Origin of the sequence: Haloarcula quadrata (assembly GCF_003634715.1) — an archaeon.
In the GTDB taxonomy this organism is placed as follows: domain Archaea; phylum Halobacteriota; class Halobacteria; order Halobacteriales; family Haloarculaceae; genus Haloarcula; species Haloarcula marismortui.
In genome coordinates this window covers 2,669,395-2,692,615 of record NZ_RBWW01000001.1, presented here as the reverse complement: position 1 = coordinate 2,692,615, position 23,221 = coordinate 2,669,395, and the positions used below count along the sequence as shown (strand labels likewise).

Below are 23,221 nucleotides of genomic sequence, written 5' to 3'. Positions count from 1 at the left end.
CGACGCACCACTCCCGTTACCGCACAGTTCCACTCAGCAGGCCGACGAACCCGCCGGCCATCGTCTCGTAGCGCCGCGCGACCGTCCGCTCGGTAAGTCGCTCGCGGGCCGCCCGTACCCGCCGCTCGAACGCGCTGGCGTGTGACCGTCTGGACAGGCGCGTTCCCGGCGCGGAGAGGCGGACGAACCCCTCGAACGCGAGGTTCAGCGGTGCGGCGAGGGCGCTGGGGCTCCGCTGGAAGTTCAGCAGGGCGACGCGGCCGCCAGGGCCGACGCTGTCACACCACGCGTCCACCGCCGCCGCAGGGTCCTCGAAGATGCCGGCGACGAACGTCGCCAGAACGGCATCGGCCTCTCGAATCGGCGGACGGGCGGCGTCAGCTTGCACGTAGTGTACGGCTCCGCCGCTTCTGGCGGGCCGTTCGCGTGCACGATCGAGCATCTCCCGTGTCACGTCGATACCGACGACTTGACCCGACGGGCCGACTCGCTCGCGGAGCGCCGGCACATTCGCGCCAGTGCCACAGCCCATCTCGACGGCGGTGTTGCCGGGTGCAAGCGCCAGCGAGTCCACCGTTCGGTCGCGCCAGGACGCCACACCGGGCGCATTCGCTACCCAGTCGTACACCCGCGCCCACCGGCCGTAGAATGATTGCGCGTCGGTCACAGGATTTCGCGCGCCGTTTCAGCGACTGCGACGGCGTCGTCCCCGAGCAGGTACACCACTGGCTCGATCCCCATCGCGCCGGTGTGATAGAGCACGTCGACTGCCGGGTCGTCAGTCAGGGCGGCCGCAACGGCCGGCTCGACGCTCTCCTCGGCGTCGAACTCGACCACAGTCCGACCGGCATCTCGAAGTGCGGTCACGACGCCGTCGTCGTAGCGGACGTTCAACACTGCGCGGGCGTCGCTCCCGGCGGCCCGCGCCGCCAGCAACAGCGACGCGACGTGCTCGCTGACGCCGAACTCCGGGTCCGCCGGAATCGTTGCCCGTCCTTTCACGTCGAGAATCCGCCCCGGGACGGCGGCCACGTCCTCGATGCTATCGGCCTCGGGGAGACACTGGACGAGGTTCGACCCGACCGCCGGAATGAGCATCGCGAACCCGCTGGTGTTTTCCAGCACGCTGAGTCCGCGCCGCACCGACGCGAGCGTCCGCTCGGCCGACCGCAGCTGCGAGTCGGGGTCGTGGACGGCGAACTCGTCGTCGTAGTCGCCCAGTTCCGGGACCGCGTCCTCGTGTAACTGCGCGAGCACGCCGCCCTGTTCGAGTTCGCGGATGAACACCTCCGTTTCGACCAGCGCCTGAACGGGGCTCATATCGCCGTCTGCCAGCCCGTCGGCCAGTCGCTCGACGAGTTCTTCCAGCCCGCGATGGGCCAGCAGGTCCTCGTGGCGCGCCACGTCGCCGTGGACGTACTTCGACACCGCGCTCTGGCTGATACCGAGCAGGTCGGCGACCTCGGACTGTGTCAGCCCGCGCTCCCTGAGAGCGTCGGCCAGCAGCGAGCGAAACGTCGGCAAAAAGTCGTCGACGACGATCTCCTCGATGAACCGCATCTATTGGTCGCCTCCGAATTCTCTATCTCCCTGTATCTTGCTCGCCTGCGGCCCGGACTGACCCTGGTACTTTGAGCCGCGCTCGGCCCCGTACGGGCGGTCTGCAGCGGTCTTGAGTTCCGTGAACGTAAGCTGTGAGATTCGCATTCCGGGTGTGAGTGCAACGGGTGCGGTGCCGAGGTTCGACAGTTCGAGCGTGATCTGGCCCTCGTAACCGGGGTCACACAGGCCGGCCGTCGCGTGTACCACAATCGCCAGGCGGCCCAGCGATGAGCGGCCTTCGACGTGGGCGATGAGGTCGTCGGGGATGGCGACGCGCTCGTGGGTCGTCCCCAGCACGAAGTCGCCGGGGTGGAGGATGAACTCCCCGCCTTCCTCGATGACCGTCTCCTCAACGTAGTCAGAGACTTCGTCCTCGGAGTTCGGATGAATACAGGGGATGTTGGCGTGCTGGAACTCTAGGAACTCATGTCCGAGGCGGAGGTCGACGCTGGCGGGCTGAATCTGGATGTCCGGGTCGTCGAGCGGTTCGACGACGAGGTCACCCTGCTCCAGTCGTCGGAGAATATCCGCATCTGAGAGTATCATGAGAGTGGCGTGTGCGGCCGGAAGCCTAAACTCCCCGATTCTCATGCTGCTGGCTGTAACTGTTTTAAGATATTCGCGGTGGCACAATTCCTTACAGACAGACAGCCGACAGCGTCAGGCGGCTATCACAGGGAGCGTCGCGGCGATAACAGCGATGGCGACCGCCGCATACCTGCTAATCTCGTGGACGACCCGGAGGCCGCCAGCCCAGACGTACGCCTGCCAGGCTGCGGTTCCGACCTGTATTGCGAGAAAGACAAATCCTGAAAGCCCATTCTGTAGACGCCGAACCTGTTCGAGCAGCAGTTCCGGAGAGGACGCGGAGAGATCTGTGCTGGCCGCGAAAAAGACGAGCGCGGCACCGCCGGCGGCGACGCCGACGACGGACGGGAGCAGCCCCCAGGCAGCGACTTCCGCCGTCTCCCCGAACCGGCCGGAGCCACCGGCTACCTTTGCGCCGACATACAGGAGGACAAGCAGGCCGAGCCAGACGATGATAAAGCCGACGAACAGCCCCGGGAGGACCTCGGTCGCCTGGTCCCAGACGAGCGACCCGATTTCGACCGTTCTCGTCGCGGGTTCGTCACAGCCGGCGACGGTCATCTCGCCGACGCCGTCCTCGCACAGCTGGTCCGGCGGCCGTGCGGGGTTGTCTCGCTCTACAGTGCCGGTGAACTGGGCGGCGAACAGTCGGAGCGCGACGCCGAGAACGGCTGTCACGGCGACGGCGATACCGAGGGCGAGGCCGCCCCCACGGACGCCGCCCAGCCGGTCACGTCGCTGTTCGAAGAACGCGCCCGGTCGCAGGAGAAACGTTCGGATGGTGGAGGGCATCTCCGGGGTGTGCTCGGCCACGGCGTATGTACTCTGTGGTATGTGCAACCGTGGAGGGAGTCCGACGGGAGTTTAAGTACGGGTGGCCATGTAATTGTATGAAGCAGGCTATCGTCGCGCGGGCCGACATCGGTATGGGCGAGGGCAAACTCGCCGCCCAGGTTGCCCACGCCTCGCTGTCGGCCTACGAGGACGCCGGCCCGAAACCCCGCAAAGCCTGGAAGGGTGCGGGGCAGAAGAAAGTCGTCCTGAAGGCCACCAGCGAGTCCGAGCTGTTCGAACTCGCGGACGTGGCCGAGCGCGAAGGCCTGCCGCATGCGGTCGTCCGAGACGCCGGCCACACACAGCTCGACCCGGGAACCGTCACGGCCCTCGCCGTCGGTCCCGCCGAGGACGAGCTGGTGGACCGCGTCACCGGCGACCTGCCGCTGTTCTGAGGGCAGCGGCCCGCGATACGGTTATATAAGAGCAACCCTAACCTCAGGTGAACAACAACACGATACATTATGCAAGGAAACGAACAACAGGCCTACGACCGCGGGATTACCATCTTCTCCCCGGACGGACGCCTCTATCAGGTCGAGTACGCACGAGAAGCCGTCAAGCGCGGAACCGCCAGCGTGGGGGTCCGCACCGAGGACGGCGTGGTCATCGCCGCTGACCGCCACGCCCGGTCGCCGCTCATCGAGCGCGACAGCATCGAGAAGATCCACGAGATCGATTCCCATGTCGGTGTCGCTAGCGCGGGTCACGTGGCCGACGCGCGCCAGCTTATCGACGTGGCGCGCCGGCAGTCACAGGTCAACCGCCTGCGCTACGACGAGCCCGCCTCCGTCGAGTCCCTGACAAAGGAGATCACGGACTACATCCAGCAGTACACGCAGACCGGCGGCGCACGCCCGTTCGGTGTCGCGCTGCTGGTCGCCGGTATCGAGGACGGCGAACCGCGCCTCTTCGAGACGGACCCCTCGGGGACGCCCTACGAGTGGCAGGCAGTCGCCATCGGCGGCTCCCGCGAGGACATCCAGTCGTTCCTCGAAGAGGAGTACGCCGAGGGGATGGACCTCGAAGGCGGCATCGAACTCGCGCTCCGGGCGCTGGCCTCGGTCAACGAGGACGGCCTCGACGCGACCGGCGTCGACATCGCCACCATCGACGTGGAAAGCAAGCAGTTCGAAAAGCTCGCCGAGGACGACATCGCCGAGCGACTTGAAGAGTTCGAACTCGGAGGTGAGGAATAATGCACGACCCTGAGAACCGACTGACTGACGCGTATGAGCCCGAGGTCGGCAACCTGCCGAACGAGGACAGCGGCCGCGACGAGGAGAACGTCGTCAAGACCGGCACGACGACTGTCGGCCTCTCGACGGAGGACGGCGTCATCATCGCGACAGACCGGCGCGCCTCCCTCGGTGGCCGCTTCGTCTCGAATAAGCAGGTCCAGAAGGTTGAGCAGATTCACCCGACGGCCGCGATGACGCTGGTCGGCAGCGTCGGTGGGGCACAGTCGTTCATCCGCTCGCTGCGCGCCGAGGCTGACCTCTACGAGGTCCGCCGCGACGAACCGCTCTCGATTCACGCGCTGGCGACGCTTGCGGGCAACTTCGCCCGCGGCGGCCCGTACTTCGCGATCAACCCCATCGTGGGCGGCGTCGACGAAGAGGGCAGCCACGTCTACAGCGTCGACCCCGCTGGCGGCGTGCTTGAAGACGACTACACCGTCACCGGCTCCGGGACGATGGTCGCAACAGGGACCATCGAAGGCCAGTACGACCACGGGATGAGCCTCTCCGAGGCCCGTGACCTAGCGATCCGCGCGGTCAACGCCGCGGCCGAACGCGACACCGGGTCCGGTAACGGCGTCGTGCTCGCCGAAATCACTGACGAGGGCGTCGAAATCGACGCCTTCGACGACTACGAGTCGGCCGAATAACCCGGCTGTCTCGGTTTTCGCTTTCTTTGCGGTTTGTTGTCCCCGGTCAGTTGCTGCTCAGTCTCGCGGCACGACCCGCATCGGATAGTCAGACTGCCGCATGATATCTTGGGCGACGCTGCCGAAGATGAGCCGGTCGGTCTGGCTCCGCTTGCGGACGCCGATGACGAGTTCGTCCGCATCGACCTCTTCGGCGATGTCGAAGATATCGTCCGCCGGGCTGTTCCCCCGGATTATCTGGTATGTCTCGACGGACACCTGGTCGCCCAGACGGTCCGAGACGACTTCGAGCGCGGCCTTCCCGTCGGCAACCGCATCCGGTGGCGTCCTGTCTCCACCCGGCTGTGAATTAACTGCGTACACACTGTCTTCCAGGTCGAGAACGCCTTCGAGGTACGAACACAGTGTCTGGCTGACTATCTCGGAGTTCGTCGCGAGCACGAAGGTCTGCATATAAGATGTCCGTCACCCATCATGATAAGTATGTGTCCTGTTACCACGAACCATTTTATATTCACATTCTCAGGCCGTCGGGTTACTCGGTCAGGACCAGCCAGCCGACGGCGAGAAAGACGGTGAGCACGAGCAGAATCGACCCCCAGGCCAGCGCCGCGAACGCGGTTGACCCGAGCGCGGCGAGGGGGAGGACGGCTGGTAGAGTCATTGCTCGGACCCCCCATCAGCCACCGGGTCGTCAAGCGCGCGGACCTCCCGCCCGAGGCTGTCGAGGTCGGCGTCGGCTCCACCGAGAACGGTCGCCGCGACGGTGAGAGCGGCCGAGACGAGCGTCGCGCCGGCGAAGGCGAGCAGGAACGACGGGGTCGGCAACAGACTCCCGACGCCTGGCACGGCGGCGACGAGCCCACGCAGCGACGGGAAGTAGGCGAACCCGACGAGGAGCCCTGCAATGCCCGAGACTACCGCGCCCGGACCGGTGAGGCGCTCAGTGTAGAGACCGGCGAGGAAGGGCACGAAGACGCCAGCGGCCAGCAGGTCGGCAGTCAGGAACAACTGGAGGACGCTGTACCCCTGCGCGCCGATGAACATCGCGGCGAGCGCGACAGCGACTGTCAGCCCGCGGCCACCGAGCCACAGGGTCCGCTGGTCGGGGTCATCGAGCAGTCGAGCGAGGTCGGCGGTGACGACGCTGGCGATGGCGTTGAACATCGTGTCGGCCGAACTCATCACCAGCAGGACGGCGAGGACGACGACGGCCAGAGTCACCCACGTCGGGAACGCCTCTGCCAGTACGAGGAAGAAGGCAATACTTGCGGACCCAGACTCAGTGAGTCCTAGCCCCGCGGCGGCGATGCCGAACAGGCCTGACAGCAGAAGCATTGGGACGACGACGAGGGCAGCGATGCCCATTCCGCGACGGAGAGCGCCCTCGCCGTCGGCGGCGTACACCCGCTGCCAGACGCCCTGATTCAGCATATTCGCGCCCAGAAGCGCGAAGGCGACGTACAGCCCGAACTTCAGGCCGGGACCGAACGTCGGGTCGAGCAGCGTCGGGTCGGCCGACACCACTGTCGCGTGGAACTCGCTCGTGCCACCAAGCGAGAGGAGTGCGCCGCCGAAGCCGACGGCTAGCAGTGGGAGGATGACCAGCGTCTGGACGGTGTCGGTGACGATGCTGGCGAGCAGCCCACCGTAGGTCGTGTAGACGAGGACGAAGCCGCCGATGAGCAGCGAGGTCTGCCAGAGCGGCACGTCCGCGACGAGGGCGAGCGCGCCGGCGATGCCAGTCATCTCCGCAGCGAGGAAGATGAACATGTAGAACACCGAGACGAGCAGGACGAGCAGGTACATCCCGGAGCCAAAGCGAGCGTAGGCGAACTCCGTCAGCGAGTGGCCGGCGGGCATCACCTCGCGGATGCGAGCGCCGACCGGGATAAAGAGGAGGAGCGGAATCGCGCTGCCGATGGCGTAGCCCAGCACGGCGGGGAGTCCGCCGAACGCGGCCCCGGCCTCGGCCGGGCTCAGCAGAATCCAGACGCCCATCATCGACGCGATGACCGTCGCAGCGAGGGTTCCGCTGCCGGCTGAGTCGCGGGCCGAGATGTACGTCTCCACCGAGTCGATGCGACCGCGCGCGGCGAAGAGGCCAATGCCGGTGAACACGAGCACGGTCGCCGCGGTCAGGCCGAGGACCACAGCCGAGGAAACCATCTACGGACTCACCTCGTGGTCGGGCGTCTCGGTGGTTTCTCCGTAGGCCGCCTCGAAGAACTGTCGTTCGAGCGCGACCGTGCGGTCGAACAGCGACGCGACGCGGGCTTCCCGGCGGGGCGAGAGCGACGGCCCGATGGCGTCGAGTTCGCCCCGGAGCCAGTCGACGAACGCGACGAAGGAGTCGACGGCGTGGAGGTCGACCCACTCGGCGAAGTAGAACGGCAGGCCCATCCCCGCGCTGGGAAGCCCATCGCTGTCCGGGTCGCCGTGGGTCGCCGCGGCCGCCGTCGCCCACGATTCGTATATCCACTCCGCCGGGACGAGGACGGCCAGCGTCTCGGCGTACCCGCCCTCTCGGGCGGCGCGACCGAGCAGGTCGACGAACGCCGCCGTCGCGTCCGTCGGCTCGGGGTCTTGCCAGCGCGAATCTTCGACGCCGAGTGCGGCAAAGGAGCGCTCGAAGTAGTCGTCTTCTTCGTCGGTCACGGTATCGAGGAACTCCACAAGCCGTCGTTTGGCGGCCATATCCGGTGCCTGTCCGACCGCGTAGCCGAACGTGCCGACGAGTTCGTCGACGAACGCGTAGTCCTGTACCAGATACTCGGCGAACGCGTCTTCGTCGAGCGTGCCGGCCCCGAGTTCCTCGACAAACCGGTGTTCGACAGCGGCGTCCCAGTCCGGCTGACTCTGCTCTCGGAGCCAGTCGGTGAATCGGGGTTCGCCGGTTCGCTCGGCGTACGCAGAGTATGTTTCGGCCGTCGTCATAGCTCCCACCCCTCCTGCGTGTAGGCCATCTCCCAGAACCGGTGTTCGAGTTTCGCGCTCGTGCGGAACGCGTCTTCCATGGCGTCGTGCTGGCCGGAATAGCGCTCGCCACAGCGGTCGACGTACGCTCGACACCAGCCCGTCGCCTCGCGGAAGTCGTCGCTGGTGTACATCTCGATAAAGGGCGTGTACCGGTGTTCGCCGTCGGCCAGGTCGGCCATGTGTTCGGCCACGTCGAGATAGCCCTGCATACAGGGGTACAGCGCCGCGGCAATCTCGGCCTCATGTCCCTCGTAGGCCGTCCGAACGAGGAAGTTCGTGTACGCCAGACACGTCGGAGCCTTCTCGGTCGACTCCAGCTCACGCTCTGAGATGCCGTAGTCCGATGCGAACTCCCGATGCAGGTCCATCTCGGTGTCGAGCACCTGGTGGGCGACCCCGAGCAGGTGCGTCATCGTCGACTCGTCGCCGGCCGTCGCCCCAGCGAGCGCGAACAACCGTGCGTAGTCTTGCAGGTATCGGTAGTCCTGTTTCACCCAGTGTTTGAACGCCGCCTCATCGAGCGTCCCGTCGGCCAGTTCGCGGACGAACGGGTGGTCCTTCTGTGCGTCCCAGATGTCCTCGCCGATGTCGAGCAGGTGGTCGCTGAATGCCATTGGTAGCCAAGACAACAAACTCCGACGTATTATATCCTGCTAATACAACTTGGTTGTATCCAGTCTGACGGTCGGGACCGAGCGAACGCCCCGGCCATGCATGACGCCATCACAATCTCATGCCTGTCGAACAGTCCAAACTGCTAAGCGCACTACGGCCCACATTCTCGGCAATGACACTGCAGTTACCGAGCGAAATCGTGGTCGAGCGGTTTCTCCCGACAGCCCGGGCGATGCTTGCCACGAGACTCGACGAGGAGGGATGGACGCAGCAGGAAATCGCCGACCAACTCGGCGTGACACAGGCCGCAGTAAGCAAGTACGGCAGCGGCTCGGTCACCATCGAGGAGCGGTTCCGCGCGGACGCCCGGATGCAACAGACCATCGAGCGGATCGCCGACGGGCTGGCTTCGGGTGAGATGGACGAGTACGCGGTGCTGGACGAACTGCTCGCTCTGGTGCGGGAATTCGAAGACCGGGGGCCCATCTGTGCGGTCCACGAGGAGGAAATGCCGGCGCTACAGGGGATGGGCTGTGACCTCTGTGTTCGGGGGACAGACACCGCGGTTCAGGCGGAACGGACCGTCCTGTCGTCGGTCCGGAGAGCCACGCGACTCCTAGCCGACAGCGACTTTGTCGCCGACGCCATCCCGAACGTGGGGATGAACGTCGGCATGGCACTGCCGGACGCCGAAGACGCGCTCGATGTGGCCGCAGTCCCCGGCCGGATTCACGACCTGCGGGGGCGGGTCAACGTCCCGTCGAACCCCGAGTTCGGCGCGTCGGAACACGTCGCGGGGACGATATTGGCTGCGATAGCGGTCGATTCCTCGCGCCGAGCGGCGCTCAACCTGACGACCGACGAGGCATTTCTCGATGCTGCTCAGGAACAGGGTATCGAGCCGCTGGAGTTCGACGCCGGCTACGAGGACCGGGACGAACGGCTCGAAGCCACCTTCCGCGAACGCGGCGAGGTCCCTCGCGTCATCTACCACAGCGGCGCGTTCGGCATCGAGCCGATAACCTACGTTTTCGGTGAATCGGCGGTCGAAGCTGCTGACCTCGCGATCGAACTCCTCGACGCAGCCGACACGTAAGGCCTCTCGGCCGCCGAGACCGTCAGAACCAGCCGGTCTCGGGGTCGATGGGATTCTCGGGCTGCTCGCCCCGCAGTACCCGGATGACATCTTCGGCCACGGTCTGTGTCAGCTCGACCCGGGACTCCTCGGAATACCACGCGACGTGGGGACTACAGACAACGCTGTCGAGGTCGTGTAGCGGTGAGTCTCCCGGCGGCTCTGGCTTGCGCACGTCCAGCCCGGCCCCGCCGAGATCGCCGCTGATGAGCGCGTCGTACAGCGCCGTTTCGTCGACAAGCCCGCCTCTGGCCGTGTTCACGAGCAGTGCGTCGTCGTGCATTCGGTCAAGCGCGTCGGCGTCGATCATCCCGCGCGTCTCGTCGGTCAGCGGAGCGTGCAGCGAGACGATATCGGAATCGCCCAGCAGCGTCTCGAGCGTGACCGATTCGACGCCGAGGTCACCCATCCGGTACTCGGGCGCGTACGGGTCGTAGGCGATAACATCGATATCGAACCCACGAAGCTTCGCGGCGAACCGGCTGGCGAGCTTGCCGAAGGCGACGAGGCCGACGGTGCTGCCGGCGAGGCGACGGATCGGCTGTCCGACAGCCCACTTCCACTCGCCACGCTTGACCGAGCGGTCGAACGTGGGTATCCTCCGAAGGCAAGCGAGTATGAGTGCGAACGTGTGGGTCGACACCTCCTCGACAGAGTAGTCCGGAACGTTGACGACCGTTACGCCGGCCGCAACCGCCGCCCGAACGGCGATGTTGTCCATGCCGATGCCGGCCCGGCCCACCACTTTGAGCGAGTCGGCGGCCTCGATGACCTCGGCCGTGACCTGCGTGCCGGCGTCGACGATCAATGCGTCCGCACCGTCTACTGCGCGTGCGACGGCCTCCGGCTCTTTCGCCGCTATCGTTTCGACGGTCGCATCAACCGCATCCAACACCGCCGCCCGTGTCTCCCCGTCCATCACTTTGGTGTCAGAGACGACGACTTTGTATGACATACGCTGGCTTGCCTCGGGCTCGAAATAAAATCATCCGTCAGGGTCGGTGCAGTCATCGGAACCGCGTCACAGGACCATGGCTGTGTAACGGTGACCGGCACAGAACTGACAAAATAATAGCAAACTTTTATGATATATTCGTGAGGAGGTGGCAACAGCATGTCAGCTAATAACACAGGCGAAACTGCCCTCGAACGTATCGGCTATCGACTCTCTGCGTGGGTGGAACGGTGGATGCCAAGCCCGTTCCTGTTCGCGCTCATCCTCAGTTACGTCGTATGAGCGTGTCATAGAAAGCGCCACATGCAAAGCAGCAGGGTGCGGAAAGTGTGTCCAACACAACCGCGACCCTGCAGGACGTAGGTTCGGTTAACGACTTCTTGAATGCGGCGGCTACCGAGACAGTACCGCTGTTCGAGCATCTTGAGTTCGAGTTTCTGCTGGAGTACGACGTGTTCGCCCCCTCGGGGCGGGGGCGAACACGAGTCCATGAGCCACCAGACCTCTTTCGCGGCTTTCTACACTGCTACTACAAGGATGTATACGGCACACGTCCAGTCACACGAGAACTCCAGCACAGCCTCGTCTGGTACTACTGCGGACTCGACAAACCACCATCCAGAGACACAGTTGACCGGTTTCTTACCGATCTCGAACACGTCATCGATGATGTCTTCAAGAGACTCGTCGAGCAGGCCGCCTGCCGGGGCCTGCTCGACTCGACGTACTCCATCGACTCAACCCACATCGAAGCGGTCCAGTACAACGACGCCGCCTCGTGGAACTACGACCCAACAGCTGAGGAACACTACTACGGCTTCGGCTGTACGATCGTCTCGACCGGTCCAAAGATTCCGATAGCAGCGGAGTTCACACAGAGCAAACAAGCGGATCAAGAGACGGCGATGCGCGTCACGTGTGACGCGCTCGCCGTCGATACACCCATCTGGATGCTTGGAGACAGCGCATACGATATCCTCGATTGGCACGACCACCTGCTGGCCGCAGGGGTCGTGCCAATTGCCCCGTACAACCCGCGAAATACCGACGATCCGCTCGATATCGAGTATAGGGTCGAAGATCGTATCACCGAACACAGTGAGGAAGTTCTGCTCAAACAGTCCATCTTGGACGAGACGTACAACCACCGGATAGGAGTCGAACGAACTAACGATGCCGTCAAGGACTGCGGCCTCGGGCACGTCCGCGCCCGAGGCCGCGTCCACGCTCGAACAGAAGTGTTCGTTGCGCTCTGCCTACGGCTCGTCGTTGCAATCACCAACTACGAGCGAGGAAACGAGCCGGGCTGTGAGATGCTATGAGATGGATTCTATGACACGCTCTCGTATTTCTGGCCGGCGTCGGCCTCACCGGGGCCGGTCCCGTGGAGATGGTCGGGTTCTGGTACGACGGCTTCTGGGCCTTCCTGACGTTCTCGATGCAGATGGTCCTTATCCTGATGACGGGCTTCGTCGTCGCGTACCACCCGCGTGTCAACGCCGGCATCCGGCGGCTGACAGAGATTCCCAGCACCGGAAAACAGGCGGTTGTCCTCGTCGGCCTGTTGACGATGCTGCTTGGCTGGGTCCACTGGGGACTGAGCCTCATCCTCGGCGCGATTTTCGCCCGGGAGATGGGCAAGACCGCCCACGAGAACGGTATCGATGTCCACTATCCGGTCCTCTGTGTGGCCGGCTATCTCGGTCTCGGCCTCACTTGGCACTGGGGGCTGTCCGGGTCCGCGCCGCTCCTGCTTGCGACAGAGGGCAACGAGTTCATCCAGCAGGGCGTCATCGACGTCGTCGTCTCCGCCTCGGAGACCATCTTCCACCCCTACGGCCTCATTCTGACCGGCCTGTCGATAGCCTACGCGCTCGTCGTCCTCTACGTCATCACGCCGACTGGTGACCAGGCGCGGGGCATCACGCACTACATCCCCGAAGACGATTTGTTCGAGTCCGCGAGTGACGGCGGTGTTGAGACGACTGCGACCACCAAGCAGGTCCCGGCCGAGCGTCTCAACCACAGCCGCGTTCTCGGCGGGATTATCGGTCTGACCGGTATTGCGCTGGTCGCCTCGCAGTTCGTTCAGTCCGGCATCGACGCGCTCGGACTGAACATCGTCAATTTCGGCTTCCTGACGATTGGGATCTTCATCTACATGGACCCACAGACCTACCGGGAGAAGTTCGGCGAGGCGGCGACCGCCGCGTCGGGCATCGTGTTGCTCTTTCCGTTCTTCGCTGGCATTCAGGGGATGATGGCTACCTCCGGGCTGGCGCAGCTGATGGCCAACGCGCTCATCTCGGTCTCGACACCACAGACGTTCCCGGTCATCGCCTGGCTCACTGGTGCCACGGTCAACATTTTCGCACCGTCCGGCGGCGGTGAGTGGATCATTCTCGGGCCGCCGATTCTCGAAGCCGCGCAGAACCTCGGCGTCCCGGCCGGGCAGGCGACGATGGCCTACGCCGTCGGTGACGCCCACACGAACCTCCTGAACCCCTTCTGGGCGCTGCCGCTGCTCGCCATCACCCGCATCAAGGCCCGGGAGATGTTCGGCTACGCCATCGCAATGTTGCTCGCGCTCACGCCATTCCTGGCTGTCGTGCTGTTCGTCCTGCCGTACTGAACAGGGACTCCGGCGAGACAGTACGGCCGATTGCCCCTTCTTCGAGCGTTAAGTTGGTGGGGAAACTGCACTCCGATAATGGCAACTGAGACAGGGGTCGACGAGGACGTAGACCTGCTCGATTCCTTCCGGCAGTTCTTTGCGCTGGAGCGGGACGTACTCGTCCTGTCGCTGTCGATGTTGGCGTTCAGCCTCGCGTTCCAGATGACCAGCCGATATATTCCCGAGTATATGCGGATTCTGGGAGCCAGCGCCGGCGTCATCGGCCTGTACGGGAGCGTCGGGAACCTCATCAGCGCGGTGTATCCCTATCCCGGTGGCGCGGTGTCGGACCGCATCGGCTCGCGGCTGGCGCTGACCGCCTTCGCGACGCTGGCGACGGTCGGCTTCGGCATCTGGTATCTCGCCTCGGTCATCGGCGACATTTCGCTCGGCGCGACGACGCTGCCGGCCTGGACGCTCGTGTTCGTCGGCCTCTTTCTCGCACAGGCCTGGAAGTCCTTCGGGCTGGGCGCGACCTTCGCTATCGTCAAGCAGAGCGTCCCGCCACAGCGGCTGGCGATGGGGTTTGCCAGCACGGAGATGTTCCGCCGCATCGGCTTCCTGCTCGGACCGCTCGCCGCCGCGGCGTTGCTCGCGACGACCGCGACCTTCGTCGACGGCTTCCAGCGCGTGCTGCTGGTCGCCCTGGCCTGTGGTCTCGTCGCCACCGTTGCACAGCACTTCCTCTACGACGCCAGCGAGGACACGCTCGGAAAGTCCTTCGAGGGCATCGACCAGATACTCGCCGACCTGCGGACGATGCCGGCGACACTCCGCCCCCTTCTGGTCGCCGATACGTTCGTCCGCTTCGCCAACGGCATGGTGTACGTCTTCTTCGTCATCGTCGTCACCGAGTTCCTCTCTGTTGGGTTCACCGGCTTCGGTTTGCAACTGCGGCCCGACGCCTTCTTCGGCGTCCTGCTCGGCGTCGAGATGGTCGTCGCCATCCTCTCGATGGCTCCCGTCGCAAAGCTCACCGAGTGGGCCGGCCTCAAGCCCGCCGTCGCGCTCGGCTTTCTGGTCTACGCCGTGTTCCCGCTCTTGCTCATCTTCGCGCCGGGCAACCAGTGGGTGCTGGTGCTCCTGTTCGCGTTCTCCGGCCTGCGCTTTGCCGGCCTGCCCGCCCACAAGGCGCTCATCGTCGGCCCGGCAGAACAGGACGCTGGCGGCCGCGTCACCGGGACGTACTACCTGCTTCGGAACACGCTCGTCATCCCGAGCGCCGCGCTCGGCGGCTGGCTCTACGGGAGCGAGTGGGCAGTGTCTGTTGGCGATGTCGTCATACAGGCCGGTCCGGAACTGGCCTTCGGCGTCGCTACGGTCGTCGGCCTCGTCGGCGTCGTCTACTTCGCTATCTTCGGCCGGGAGTTCGAGGCGTACGAATGAACCGCTGTGCCGGCCTACCACTCCTCGCGTGGCGGGAACTCTTCGCCACAGCGCGGGCAGTACCGCATCGGTGCGCGGGACTCCTGGCCGTCCCTGTCGAACGTAATCTCTCGTCCGCAGCTCTTACATGCTAGCTTTGGCATCGTGGTGCTCTCCGGTCGCCCGCATAGCCACGACCTGTGGCTAGATAGAGTATGTCCCGTGATAACACTAGGTATCGGCTGAGAGACGGACCCACGCCGAGTCCGCAAACGCCAATCATAAGCGCCGAGCCGCGAACAGTCGACCAATGCAAGCGGCCCACCCAATCGAGCGGGCGGTCGGTATGGAGTATTACGTCAGCGACGCCGACGGGGTGGGCGGCCGCCTCCGCTCGTCGCCCGCGGACTTCCGCGTCCGGGAACTGGAGGCGTTCGACACCGAACCGGTCGACGCCGACACCGGCGCGTACCCGCATCTCGTCTTCCGGGCGGAGCTACGGAACTGGGAAACCAACGACTTCGCCAGCAAGCTCTCCGACCGCCTGGGCATCTCCCGCGAACGGGTGTCGTGGGCGGGGACGAAAGACAAGCGCGCGGTCACGACCCAGCTATTCTCGGTGAAAGGGGTCGCAGCCGGGGACCTGCCGGAAATCGGCGGCACGGACATCAAGGTCATCGGTCGCGCCGGCCGCCCGATTCTCTTCGGCGACCTGGCGGGCAACGCCTTCGAGATAGTCGTCAGAGACACGGAAAACACCGACAATGCCGCCAGCGTCGTAGCGGACCTCCGGGCGTTCGCCAACGGGGACGACTCAGTGACGAGCGAAGGCCGGTCCAGCGACGCCACGCTGCCTGACGGCGACACGACGGTCGGCGTGCCCAACTACTTCGGCCAGCAGCGGTTCGGGTCGCGCCGACCGGTCACCCACGAGGTCGGGCTAGCCATCGCCCGTGGCGAGTGGAAAGACGCGGTTCTCGCCTACGTCGGAAACCCGAACGAGCGCGAACCAGAGTCAACGCAGGAGGCGCGGGGATACGTCGACGAAACCCACGACTGGGCCGGCGCGCTGGACAGGCTGCCCGGCGCGCTGGGCTACGAGCGCTCTATCTGTCACCGGCTGGTCGAGAACGGGGCCAGCGAGCCGGCAGACTTCCGCGAGGCACTGGAGGCGCTGCCGTCGAACCTCCAGTCGCTGTTCGTCAACGCCGCCCAGTCGTACGTCTTCAACCGCATCCTTTCCGAGCGGCTGGAACGGGGCCTCCCCTTCGACCGGCCCGTGGAAGGCGACGTAGTCTGTTTCCGTGACAGCGACGCGCCCGAGGACTTCCCGATTCCGGACGCCGACCGCACCCAGGAAGTCACTGCCAAGCGGCTGTCGACCGTTGAGCGCCACTGCGAGCGCGGGAGAGCGTTTGTCACCGCGCCGCTGGTCGGGACCGATACCGAGCTGGGCAGTGGCGAACCGGGCGATATCGCTCGTGAAGTCCTTGACGACGTGGGCCTCGAACAGGGCGACTTCGACCTTCCCGGCGCGTTCGACAGCGACGGGACGCGGCGGGCCATCCTGCTTCGGACTGAACTCGGTGTTGAGCGCGATAGCGCCGACCTGACGTTCTCGTTCTCCCTGCCAAAGGGGAGCTACGCGACGGTCCTCCTCCGGGAGTTCCGGAAAGGCGACCCGGACGCGTAGCGGTTCAACCGTGCTCGGCAACTGATGCGGAATATGCAACGGTTAAGTCCGGCCACACACGCCATCTCGTATGGGCGAGCTACCGGATGAGTTCTCGTGTACCATCACCGACTGGGAATACATCTACGGCCTCTGTCGAGACGTGGCTGACGACGTGAAGGCCGCCGAGTTCGAACCCGATGTGGTCGTCGCGCTGGCACGGGGCGGCTGGTTCGGCGGGCGCTGTCTCTGTGACTTCCTCGGGCTGGACGACCTGGCGAGCCTGAAAGTCGAACACTATGTCGGGACCGCGGCGAAAGGCGAGGAGGCACAGGTGAAATACCCGCTGGCTGACGGCGCGGTCGAGGGGAAAGACGTGCTGGTCGTCGACGACATCGCCGACACTGGCCAGTCCATCGAAACGGCCGCCGAGTGCGTGCGCGACCGAAACCCGAGCAGCGTCCGGACAGCGACGCTCCAGTTGCTCCAGACCAGCGACCACGAGCCGGAGTTCGTCGGCGAGCGCCTTGAGGAGTGGACCTGGGTCGTCTACCCCTGGAACTTCGTCGAGGACATGGTCGAACTCGTCGCAGGCGTGATGGAAAAGAGCGACCAGCAGACCCATAACGAAGACGACATCCGTCAGCTACTGCGGGAGTACCACGGCGTCAGCCGCACGAATTTAGAGATCGCACAGCCGAACCGACTGGGCGAGGTCACGACCGAGATGGAGCGGCGCGGCGTCGTCGAATCGGTCGGCGACGGCTGGCAACTCACCGACGACTGAACCGGGCCACAAAGTGGCCCAACAGGTATCGCTCAGATCCGCTAGTCTCGTCGCTCACCATCGCTAGGCCCAGTACGCGCCTCCGCTAGCCAGGATAAAAATACGGTTAGCGACGCGTGCGACCGTCGTCCCGGACGTACTCTAACGCGCTGACGAACTGCTCTTTGTCGACCCGGCCTTCTGCCTCTTCGAGTCGCTCACGAATTTTCGTCGGAGTCATGTGTGTTGGTAACATGGGCCTACGTGGATATAACTCTTTCTCACCAGCTAACAGATTCGACACGGGGTGCGGGTCTGAAGTAGAGAGTAGCCCGTCCAGTAAGCCGTCAAACCGCTGTACTGAGACGAGAAGTCTGTCGAGGGAATATATTTAATACCCTGCTTACCCAACGGAAACTATGGCCGCTTACGGCCGGCCGTCACTTCGAGACCTGTTCGATGAATCACCGACGCCGCACATCGCGCATCCGCCGCGGAGTCACCATCGAGACTTCTACGTTGCCACAGACGGGTCGTTCAGGCCCCACGGCGGCACGACATCGCCCGACAGCGATTCGGACAGCCCGACAGGGGGGCTGGGTGTCGTCGTCGAAACGCTCGACGGTGAGCGCGTCGTCAGGCTGTCTGTCCCAGACACCTGCCCCGACAACAACGTCGCGGAGTACCGGGCGCTCCATCTGGGGCTCGACGTGCTTGCGAGACGGGCCCCGCCCAACGCCCGCGTCGGCCTGCTCATCGACCACGACCAGCTCGCCGAGAACGTGAACGCGGAGGTGCTGGCCTCCCATGGCTCCGCTTACGACCCGCCACACTCCGTGTCGGTCCCGCCGGCAACGGGACTGCACTGGCGCGGAATCCAGGCACGTATCAATGGGTTCGGCGAGGTCCGTGCCGCGCGGATCTCCGGCGACCGCAACCCCGCTCACCCACTGGCAAACGCCCCTGACCAGTACGCACACGTCAACGGCGAGCCGGACCGGTGCGTTCTCCCTGACGCGCCGACCGTAAACGAACGCGTTCCACCGCCGTCACGCGCAGAGCGTGGCGGGGCGTCGGACTGACGGAACCCGTCCAGCAATCGGCGACCGGCGACATCGTATTCTTTCACATCGCTGTCAGCAGTGGCACGTAGCTGTTGTAACGCCTTGCTCAGTATACGGCTATCGTGCTTGAAATATCACATACGACTGCGGTTCTGAGAGAATACTTGACTACAGATAGAAATACCTGTAGCCGAGGGCTACAAGGCTCTCCGTCAGTCGTCTTTCACAGGTAATAATCTCCATAAGTTATGAAAATAGTTGCAACTATTATCACGTACGTTTGGGCAACGTCACACAGACCAAATTTTATGTATTAGAAATAGGATAGTATACAGTGGGAGGTGAGCTACGTTGAGTACCAGAACTGACGGACCGGACGGTTTCAGCGGACAGTACGCCGAGCAACTGTTGCCGCATCAGTCGCCGACGCGGCACGACCTCGTACTCGCCGTCATCCCCGCGGTGTTCATCTTCACACTCGCCGCCGCGGTTGTTCTGGGCCTCTCGCTTCAGGCGGCAATCGCTGGCGGCGCACTCGTCGGCGCTGTGGCGGTCATCGATGCGCTCTTTATCCACCCACCGACTCGTGGTCGACGGCGAGACGGTACGTGACATCGCGTTCCGGCGACGGGCCCGAACGCTGGTTTTTCGAACTGGTTTCAGTGCGAAGCGCGCTCTCCGCGTTCCGCAGTAAACGCGTAAAAAAGACAGCTATATCGGTTACTCTTGCTGTGCGTCGACGACGGCGACGCCCGCAAGGTTCACGATATCTTTGACCTCGTCGCCACGCTGGAGGACGTGGACCGGCTTGTCCATGCCGACGAGCATCGGTCCGATGGCCTCAGCGCCGCCCAGTCGCTGGAGGAGTTTGTAGCCGATGTTCCCGGCTTCGAGGTTGGGGAACACGAGGACGTTCGCGGGGTCATCGAGTTCGGAAAACTCGTAGGTATCTTGCAGGATATCCTCGACGACAGCGGTGTCGGCCTGCATCTCGCCGTCGACGGGGAAGTCCACACGGTCGTCGTCCTGCAGGCGCGAAACCGCCCGGCGGATCTTCTTCGTCCCGAGGTTGTCGACGCTGCCGAAGTTCGAGTACGACAGCATCGCCGCTCGCGGTTCGACGTTGAACCGACGGGCCAGTTCCCCGGTGTGCCGGGTAACCTCCTCCAGCACATCCGTGTCGGGGTCCTGATTAACCGTGGTGTCCGCACAGAAGATGACACGGTTCTTGAACGTCAGCATGTACACGCCAGCCGCGTAGTCGGCGTCGTCGGCCGTCCCAATGACCTGCAGCGGCGGGCGCAGGGCCGAAGGGTAGTGATGGGTCAGGCCGGTCAGCATCGCGTCGGCATCGCCCATTTCGACCATCACGCTGCCGAGATAGTTCCCGTCCCGAATGAGTTCGTCGGCCTCGCGGCGTGTGACGCCTTTCCGCTGGCGGAGTTCGTACAACCGGTCGGCGTAGTCGGCCACGTCGGCTGTCTCGGGATCGACGACGACGGGGTCGAATTCCAGCCCGAACTTCCGACGCGTGGACTCGATGCGGTCGGCGTCGCCGATGAGTATTGGCTCGGCGATGCCCTGTTCGACCAGCTGGTAGGCCGCGCGGATCATCTTCTCGTCGTGACCCTCAGCGAGCACGACCCGCTGGGGGTCGCTCTTGGCCTTGTTGAGCACGACACGCATCATCTCGCGGGACTTGCCCAGCCGCGCTTCGAGTTCTTCGACGTAGGCCGCCGTGTCGAGTTCCGTCCGTGCCGCGCCGCTCTCGATGGCGGCTTCGGCGACTGCAGGCGTCACCTCGAACAGGACCCGCGGGTCTAGCGGTTTCGGAATGATGTAGTTGGGGCCGAACTGCAGCGGCTGGTCGCCGTAGGCCTTGACGACCTCGTCGGGCACGTCCTGCCTTGCGAGGTCGGCCAGTGCGCGGGCCGCTGCCACTTTCATCTCTTCGTTGATTTCGGTCGCCCGCACGTCGAGCGCACCACGGAAGATGAACGGGAACCCGAGGACGTTGTTGACCTGATTCGGATAGTCCGAACGGCCGGTCGCCATAATCACCGTGTCGTCGCGGGCGGCCTTGGCGTCCTCGTATGCGATTTCGGGGTCCGGGTTCGCCATCGCGAAGATGATGGGGTCGCTGGCCATCGACCGCACCATCTCCTGGTCGACGATGCCGCCGACTGAAAGGCCGACGAACACGTCCGCCCCGTCCATCGCGTCGGCGAGGCCACCCTCCGGGATGTCTCGGGCGAACTCCTGTTTGAATCGGTTGAGTTCCTCGTGGTTGGCTCGTTCCTCGGTGATAATGCCCGAGGAGTCACACATCGTGATGTTGTCCTTCGAGACGCCAAGGGAGACGTAGAACTTCGCCGAGGCGATAGCTGAGGCCCCGGCCCCGGAAAAGACAACCTCCAGTTCATCCAGCTCCTTGTCGGCGATGTCGGCCGCGTTGACGAGCGCCGCACCGGAGATTATTGCGGTCCCGTGTTGGTCATCGTGGAACACCGGGATATCGAGTTTCTCGCTGAGTCGGCGCTCGACCTCGAAACACTCCGGAGCGGCGATATCTTCGAGGTTGATACCGCCGAAGGTCGGCTCCATCGCCTCCACTGTCTGTATCATCGCCTCGGCGTTGTCCGTGTCCAGTTCCACGTCGAACACGTCGATGTCGGCGAACCGCTTGAACAGCACGCCTTTTCCTTCCATGACCGGCTTCCCGGCTTCCGGACCGATGTCGCCGAGGCCGAGCACGGCGGACCCGTCGGAGACGACGCCCACGAGATTCCCTTTCGCGGTGTACTCGAAGGCCTTCTCAGGGTCTTTGTCGATCTCCTCACACGGCGCGGCCACGCCGGGCGAGTACGCCAGCGAAAGGTCCCGCTGTGTGTTTGTCGGCTTCGTTGTCGCAATCTCTATCTTCCCCGGCGGCTTGCTCCGGTGGTACTCCAGTGCATCCTCGTCAAGTCCCATATCCGGATGTCGAACCCTACTGTAAAAAAGACAAGTTTACCGTCAACGGACGAGCGGTACAACGACGGTTGTCGAATGTCGGCTTGTTGCAGCGGTTTTTGCCCCGGTCGTGTCCCATCAATTGGAAAACAGCCGCCGCCGGGGACCCGCCCGATGGACCGGCCGCGGACCTCAGTTCGTGTTGGTGAGTTCGCCGACCCGGTCGGTCAGTTCGGTGACCGCGTCTTCCTGTCGGTCGGTGGCCTTGACAATTTCCTTCGTTGCCGTTTCAGCCTCTTGGGCATGGTTCTGTGCGTCTTCGACCATCGAAGTCACGTTCTCGATAGCGCTCGCCTGGTCGTCGTTGGCGTCGGCGACCTCCTGGATGCCCCGTGTCGCTTCCTCGACGGCGTCGGAAATCTCGTCCAGTGCATCCAGCGCATCTGCGATCTCGGTCTCCGCACGCTCGACCTGTTCGTGGGAGGTTTCGACCATTTCGGCCGTCTCGGTCGCCTGATCCTGAATCGTAGTGATGCTCGTCGAGATCTCGGAGGCGTACTCACCTGTCTCGTTAGCGAGTGTCTTCACCTCGTCGGCCACGACAGCGAACCCGCTCCCGCTTTCGCCGGCTCTGGCCGCCTCGATGTTGGCGTTCAGCGCGAGCATATTCGTCTGCTCCGCCACGTCAGCGATTATCTCAACGATCTCGCTCACCTCGTCCATCTGGTCGTCAAGGTCAGTGACGGTGTCCACGAGGTCTTCGCTCGTCTCGGCGAGCCCGTCGGTAACGTCCATAACTGCTTCACCGGCGTCTGACCCATCTTCTGCGGCCGCCTTCGCGCGCTGGGCCGCCGACGCCACTTCGCTAGACGTCGCGGCGACCTCCTCCATCCCGGCCCCGATTTCTTGGATGTTGTCGGCCGCCTCTGTGAGGGAGTCCGTCTGCTCGGTGACCCGGGCCTCGACATCCTCTGCGGACGAATTCGCTTGCTCGATAGTGACTGCGAGTTGCTGTGCCTGCTCGTCCACCTGATCCGCCAACTGCTCGACCTGTTCGGCCATATCGTTGAGCGAACCGACGACCTCGTACAGCTGGTCATCAACGTACTGGCCAACGTCGGTCCGGTCGAACGACGCCCGGGCATCGAGGCGCCCGTTCTTGAGTGCAGCCATAGTCGATTTAACCTCGTCAACCAGGCTCGTCACGGCCTCATGACGGTTGGCCTCGTCAGTTCGGTCCTGAACCATTTCGACAACCGCGATGAGTTCGCCGTCGTCATCGTAAATCGGGGCAGCGCTGAACGAGATGTGGCGTTCGTTCCCGTGCTGGTCGGCCATCACGCTCGTGTCGCGATACAGTGTGAAGTCCTCGTCCTCGACTTTCGGCACATCGTACTCTGTGTGGGTCGTCTCAGGGGCGTCGAGAACCTTGTCAGCGAGCGTCTGTCCGCGCCGGCCGTCCGGATAGAACGCCATGCTCGCCATCTCCATCTCCTTTGCTTCGGCCTCGGAGACGCCCGTGAGGTTTTCGATCGAACTGTTCCAGCTGAGGATATCGCCGTCCGGATCCAGAACAAAGAGCGGCGTTCCAATATGCTGCAGTATGTCGTGATAATCGAATCCACCGCTGGAGTTGCTATCTGCCGTAGAATCGGTGAATGCGCTGACGCCAGCCTGAGAGACAGACTGCGTCGTTTGCAGCCCGTTGTGAAGCTCCGCCTCGACAGCGTCGATAGCGGCCTGTGCGTCCGGGCCGAGTTCGTCCCGGAGCTGGTCGAACGCACCTTCGACGAGTGATTCGGTAACAAAGCTCTGTGTTGCGACGAACTCGCATTGGCTGATCCCGGCGGCTTCGTAGTCGCCGATCAGCGCCTGAACTTCGTCAGGGCCGAGTTCGAACTGCCGCTCGACGTGCTGGGTCCCAATAGCGGCCTTATCTGGGTCCTCAAAGCAATCGTCGAGATGTGGCGAGTCTGGGTCAATGGCGTCGGTCAAAAAGCGAGTCCGTCCGTCACTCGCGACGAATCCCCCGTCCGCCCGCCGGGCCGTAGCGTCCGAAGAACGGGACCCCTGGCCGTAGATGTAGGTGCGGATCTGTTCGAACATAAGCTAGCTATGTTCCATTCCAA

Annotated in this window: 24 protein-coding genes and 1 pseudogene; 12 read left to right on the top strand and 13 right to left on the bottom strand. The window is 64.0% G+C overall.

Annotated features, from left to right (window positions below):
- Positions 1-16 precede the first annotated feature (16 nt).
- From BDK61_RS13920 to BDK61_RS13905, 4 genes are all read right to left on the bottom strand, one after another.
- Positions 17-667, bottom strand: coding sequence for a class I SAM-dependent methyltransferase (locus BDK61_RS13920; RefSeq protein ID WP_121303531.1), 651 nt, complete (start codon positions 665-667; stop codon positions 17-19).
- Positions 664-1,560, bottom strand: coding sequence for a thiamine-phosphate synthase family protein (locus BDK61_RS13915; protein WP_121303530.1), 897 nt, complete (start codon positions 1,558-1,560; stop codon positions 664-666). Before BDK61_RS13915 ends, BDK61_RS13920 begins: the two co-directional genes overlap by 4 nt.
- Positions 1,561-2,148, bottom strand: a complete 588-nt coding sequence (gene dcd / locus BDK61_RS13910; protein ID WP_004957838.1) for a dCTP deaminase — start codon at positions 2,146-2,148, stop codon at positions 1,561-1,563.
- 114 nt (positions 2,149-2,262) lie between these two features.
- On the bottom strand, positions 2,263-2,982 hold the full coding sequence (locus BDK61_RS13905) for a YIP1 family protein (protein WP_244209798.1): 720 nt from the start codon (positions 2,980-2,982) through the stop codon (positions 2,263-2,265).
- A 98-nt stretch (positions 2,983-3,080) separates the two neighbouring features.
- Between BDK61_RS13905 and pth2 the strand changes: the two genes are divergently transcribed.
- The 3 genes from pth2 (at position 3,081) to psmB (ending at position 4,915) form a co-directional block, all read left to right on the top strand.
- On the top strand, positions 3,081-3,419 hold the full coding sequence (pth2, locus tag BDK61_RS13900; protein WP_004591375.1) for a peptidyl-tRNA hydrolase Pth2: 339 nt from the start codon (positions 3,081-3,083) through the stop codon (positions 3,417-3,419).
- A 69-nt stretch (positions 3,420-3,488) separates the two neighbouring features.
- Positions 3,489-4,223 (top strand): archaeal proteasome endopeptidase complex subunit alpha, encoded by a 735-nt coding sequence (gene psmA, locus BDK61_RS13895; RefSeq protein ID WP_121303528.1) that lies wholly within the window; start codon positions 3,489-3,491, stop codon positions 4,221-4,223.
- Positions 4,223-4,915 (top strand): archaeal proteasome endopeptidase complex subunit beta, encoded by a 693-nt coding sequence (psmB, locus tag BDK61_RS13890; RefSeq protein WP_011223831.1) that lies wholly within the window; start codon positions 4,223-4,225, stop codon positions 4,913-4,915. Before psmA ends, psmB begins: the two co-directional genes overlap by 1 nt.
- Before the next feature lie 57 nt (positions 4,916-4,972).
- On the opposite strand, the gene BDK61_RS13885 is transcribed toward psmB, so the two are convergent.
- The 5 genes from BDK61_RS13885 to tenA all read right to left on the bottom strand — a co-directional run bounded on the left by BDK61_RS13885 (position 4,973) and on the right by tenA (position 8,508).
- Positions 4,973-5,368, bottom strand: a complete 396-nt coding sequence (locus BDK61_RS13885; protein ID WP_121303527.1) for a universal stress protein — start codon at positions 5,366-5,368, stop codon at positions 4,973-4,975.
- A gap of 82 nt (positions 5,369-5,450) precedes the next feature.
- The gene (locus tag BDK61_RS24220; RefSeq protein WP_279629716.1) at positions 5,451-5,579 is read right to left on the bottom strand and encodes a hypothetical protein; all 129 of its coding nucleotides are present in this window, start codon (positions 5,577-5,579) and stop codon (positions 5,451-5,453) included.
- Positions 5,576-7,084 (bottom strand): sodium:solute symporter family transporter, encoded by a 1,509-nt coding sequence (locus BDK61_RS13880; RefSeq protein ID WP_121303526.1) that lies wholly within the window; start codon positions 7,082-7,084, stop codon positions 5,576-5,578. The genes BDK61_RS24220 and BDK61_RS13880 overlap by 4 nt, the downstream gene beginning before the upstream one ends.
- On the bottom strand, positions 7,085-7,852 hold the full coding sequence (locus BDK61_RS13875) for a TenA family protein (protein ID WP_121303525.1): 768 nt from the start codon (positions 7,850-7,852) through the stop codon (positions 7,085-7,087).
- Entirely contained in the window at positions 7,849-8,508 is a 660-nt protein-coding gene (tenA, locus tag BDK61_RS13870; RefSeq protein WP_007188845.1) for a thiaminase II, read from the bottom strand. The genes BDK61_RS13875 and tenA overlap by 4 nt, the downstream gene beginning before the upstream one ends.
- Positions 8,509-8,681: 173 nt before the next feature.
- Between tenA and BDK61_RS13865 the strand changes: the two genes are divergently transcribed.
- Positions 8,682-9,605 (top strand): thiamine-phosphate synthase family protein, encoded by a 924-nt coding sequence (locus tag BDK61_RS13865; protein ID WP_049938920.1) that lies wholly within the window; start codon positions 8,682-8,684, stop codon positions 9,603-9,605.
- Between the two features lie 22 nt (positions 9,606-9,627).
- Here BDK61_RS13865 and BDK61_RS13860 read toward each other — a convergent pair whose 3' ends face one another.
- Positions 9,628-10,599: a C-terminal binding protein gene (locus tag BDK61_RS13860; RefSeq protein ID WP_121303524.1), complete on the bottom strand. Its 972-nt coding sequence runs from the start codon at positions 10,597-10,599 to the stop codon at positions 9,628-9,630.
- Positions 10,600-10,758: 159 nt separating this feature from the next.
- On the opposite strand from BDK61_RS13860, the pseudogene BDK61_RS13855 reads away from it, so the two are divergent.
- The 4 genes and pseudogenes from BDK61_RS13855 to BDK61_RS13840 all read left to right on the top strand — a co-directional run.
- Positions 10,759-10,878, top strand: a pseudogene (locus tag BDK61_RS13855) (TIGR00366 family protein); the annotation flags it as partial.
- Between the two features lie 50 nt (positions 10,879-10,928).
- Positions 10,929-11,921, top strand: a complete 993-nt coding sequence (locus BDK61_RS13850; RefSeq protein ID WP_121302489.1) for a transposase — start codon at positions 10,929-10,931, stop codon at positions 11,919-11,921.
- 29 nt (positions 11,922-11,950) lie between these two features.
- The gene (locus BDK61_RS13845) at positions 11,951-13,231 is read left to right on the top strand and encodes a short-chain fatty acid transporter (RefSeq protein WP_121303522.1); all 1,281 of its coding nucleotides are present in this window, start codon (positions 11,951-11,953) and stop codon (positions 13,229-13,231) included.
- A gap of 78 nt (positions 13,232-13,309) precedes the next feature.
- Positions 13,310-14,659, top strand: coding sequence for an MFS transporter (locus BDK61_RS13840; RefSeq protein WP_121303521.1), 1,350 nt, complete (start codon positions 13,310-13,312; stop codon positions 14,657-14,659).
- Between the two features lie 14 nt (positions 14,660-14,673).
- Here the strand turns inward: BDK61_RS13840 and BDK61_RS24215 are convergent, their stop codons facing one another.
- Complete coding sequence (locus tag BDK61_RS24215) at positions 14,674-14,802, bottom strand: hypothetical protein (protein ID WP_255458621.1); 129 nt, start codon at positions 14,800-14,802, stop codon at positions 14,674-14,676.
- Between the two features lie 146 nt (positions 14,803-14,948).
- Between BDK61_RS24215 and truD the strand changes: the two genes are divergently transcribed.
- From truD to BDK61_RS13820, 4 genes are all read left to right on the top strand, one after another.
- On the top strand, positions 14,949-16,331 hold the full coding sequence (truD, locus tag BDK61_RS13835; RefSeq protein ID WP_121303520.1) for a tRNA pseudouridine(13) synthase TruD: 1,383 nt from the start codon (positions 14,949-14,951) through the stop codon (positions 16,329-16,331).
- Positions 16,332-16,401: 70 nt separating this feature from the next.
- Positions 16,402-17,097: a phosphoribosyltransferase gene (locus BDK61_RS13830; protein WP_014040990.1), complete on the top strand. Its 696-nt coding sequence runs from the start codon at positions 16,402-16,404 to the stop codon at positions 17,095-17,097.
- 398 nt (positions 17,098-17,495) lie between these two features.
- Positions 17,496-18,158: a ribonuclease H family protein gene (locus BDK61_RS13825; protein ID WP_014040988.1), complete on the top strand. Its 663-nt coding sequence runs from the start codon at positions 17,496-17,498 to the stop codon at positions 18,156-18,158.
- Positions 18,159-18,491: 333 nt separating this feature from the next.
- Positions 18,492-18,752 (top strand): hypothetical protein, encoded by a 261-nt coding sequence (locus BDK61_RS13820; RefSeq protein WP_007188851.1) that lies wholly within the window; start codon positions 18,492-18,494, stop codon positions 18,750-18,752.
- Between the two features lie 108 nt (positions 18,753-18,860).
- Here the strand turns inward: BDK61_RS13820 and BDK61_RS13815 are convergent, their stop codons facing one another.
- A complete protein-coding gene (locus BDK61_RS13815) occupies positions 18,861-21,113 on the bottom strand; it encodes an NADP-dependent malic enzyme (protein ID WP_121303519.1) in 2,253 nt (750 codons plus the stop codon).
- Between the two features lie 171 nt (positions 21,114-21,284).
- Positions 21,285-23,198, bottom strand: coding sequence for a methyl-accepting chemotaxis protein (locus BDK61_RS13810; RefSeq protein ID WP_121303518.1), 1,914 nt, complete (start codon positions 23,196-23,198; stop codon positions 21,285-21,287).
- Between the last annotated feature and the right edge of the window lie 23 nt (positions 23,199-23,221).

Excerpts from the sequence above, each read along its gene's own strand:
- BDK61_RS13915 (WP_121303530.1), bottom strand. The coding sequence starts at position 1,560 with ATGCGGTTCATCGAGGAGATCGTCGTCGACGACTTTTTGCCGACGTTT.
- dcd (WP_004957838.1), bottom strand. The coding sequence starts at position 2,148 with ATGATACTCTCAGATGCGGATATTCTCCGACGACTGGAGCAGGGTGAC.
- BDK61_RS13905 (WP_244209798.1), bottom strand. The coding sequence starts at position 2,982 with ATGCCCTCCACCATCCGAACGTTTCTCCTGCGACCGGGCGCGTTCTTC.
- pth2 (WP_004591375.1), top strand. The coding sequence starts at position 3,081 with ATGAAGCAGGCTATCGTCGCGCGGGCCGACATCGGTATGGGCGAGGGC.
- psmA (WP_121303528.1), top strand. The coding sequence starts at position 3,489 with ATGCAAGGAAACGAACAACAGGCCTACGACCGCGGGATTACCATCTTC.
- psmB (WP_011223831.1), top strand. The coding sequence starts at position 4,223 with ATGCACGACCCTGAGAACCGACTGACTGACGCGTATGAGCCCGAGGTC.
- BDK61_RS13885 (WP_121303527.1), bottom strand. The coding sequence starts at position 5,368 with ATGCAGACCTTCGTGCTCGCGACGAACTCCGAGATAGTCAGCCAGACA.
- BDK61_RS24220 (WP_279629716.1), bottom strand. The coding sequence starts at position 5,579 with ATGACTCTACCAGCCGTCCTCCCCCTCGCCGCGCTCGGGTCAACCGCG.
- BDK61_RS13880 (WP_121303526.1), bottom strand. The coding sequence starts at position 7,084 with ATGGTTTCCTCGGCTGTGGTCCTCGGCCTGACCGCGGCGACCGTGCTC.
- BDK61_RS13875 (WP_121303525.1), bottom strand. The coding sequence starts at position 7,852 with ATGACGACGGCCGAAACATACTCTGCGTACGCCGAGCGAACCGGCGAA.
- tenA (WP_007188845.1), bottom strand. The coding sequence starts at position 8,508 with ATGGCATTCAGCGACCACCTGCTCGACATCGGCGAGGACATCTGGGAC.
- BDK61_RS13865 (WP_049938920.1), top strand. The coding sequence starts at position 8,682 with ATGACACTGCAGTTACCGAGCGAAATCGTGGTCGAGCGGTTTCTCCCG.
- BDK61_RS13860 (WP_121303524.1), bottom strand. The coding sequence starts at position 10,599 with ATGTCATACAAAGTCGTCGTCTCTGACACCAAAGTGATGGACGGGGAG.
- BDK61_RS13840 (WP_121303521.1), top strand. The coding sequence starts at position 13,310 with ATGGCAACTGAGACAGGGGTCGACGAGGACGTAGACCTGCTCGATTCC.
- BDK61_RS24215 (WP_255458621.1), bottom strand. The coding sequence starts at position 14,802 with ATGCCAAAGCTAGCATGTAAGAGCTGCGGACGAGAGATTACGTTCGAC.
- truD (WP_121303520.1), top strand. The coding sequence starts at position 14,949 with ATGCAAGCGGCCCACCCAATCGAGCGGGCGGTCGGTATGGAGTATTAC.
- BDK61_RS13830 (WP_014040990.1), top strand. The coding sequence starts at position 16,402 with ATGGGCGAGCTACCGGATGAGTTCTCGTGTACCATCACCGACTGGGAA.
- BDK61_RS13825 (WP_014040988.1), top strand. The coding sequence starts at position 17,496 with ATGGCCGCTTACGGCCGGCCGTCACTTCGAGACCTGTTCGATGAATCA.
- BDK61_RS13815 (WP_121303519.1), bottom strand. The coding sequence starts at position 21,113 with ATGGGACTTGACGAGGATGCACTGGAGTACCACCGGAGCAAGCCGCCG.
- BDK61_RS13810 (WP_121303518.1), bottom strand. The coding sequence starts at position 23,198 with ATGTTCGAACAGATCCGCACCTACATCTACGGCCAGGGGTCCCGTTCT.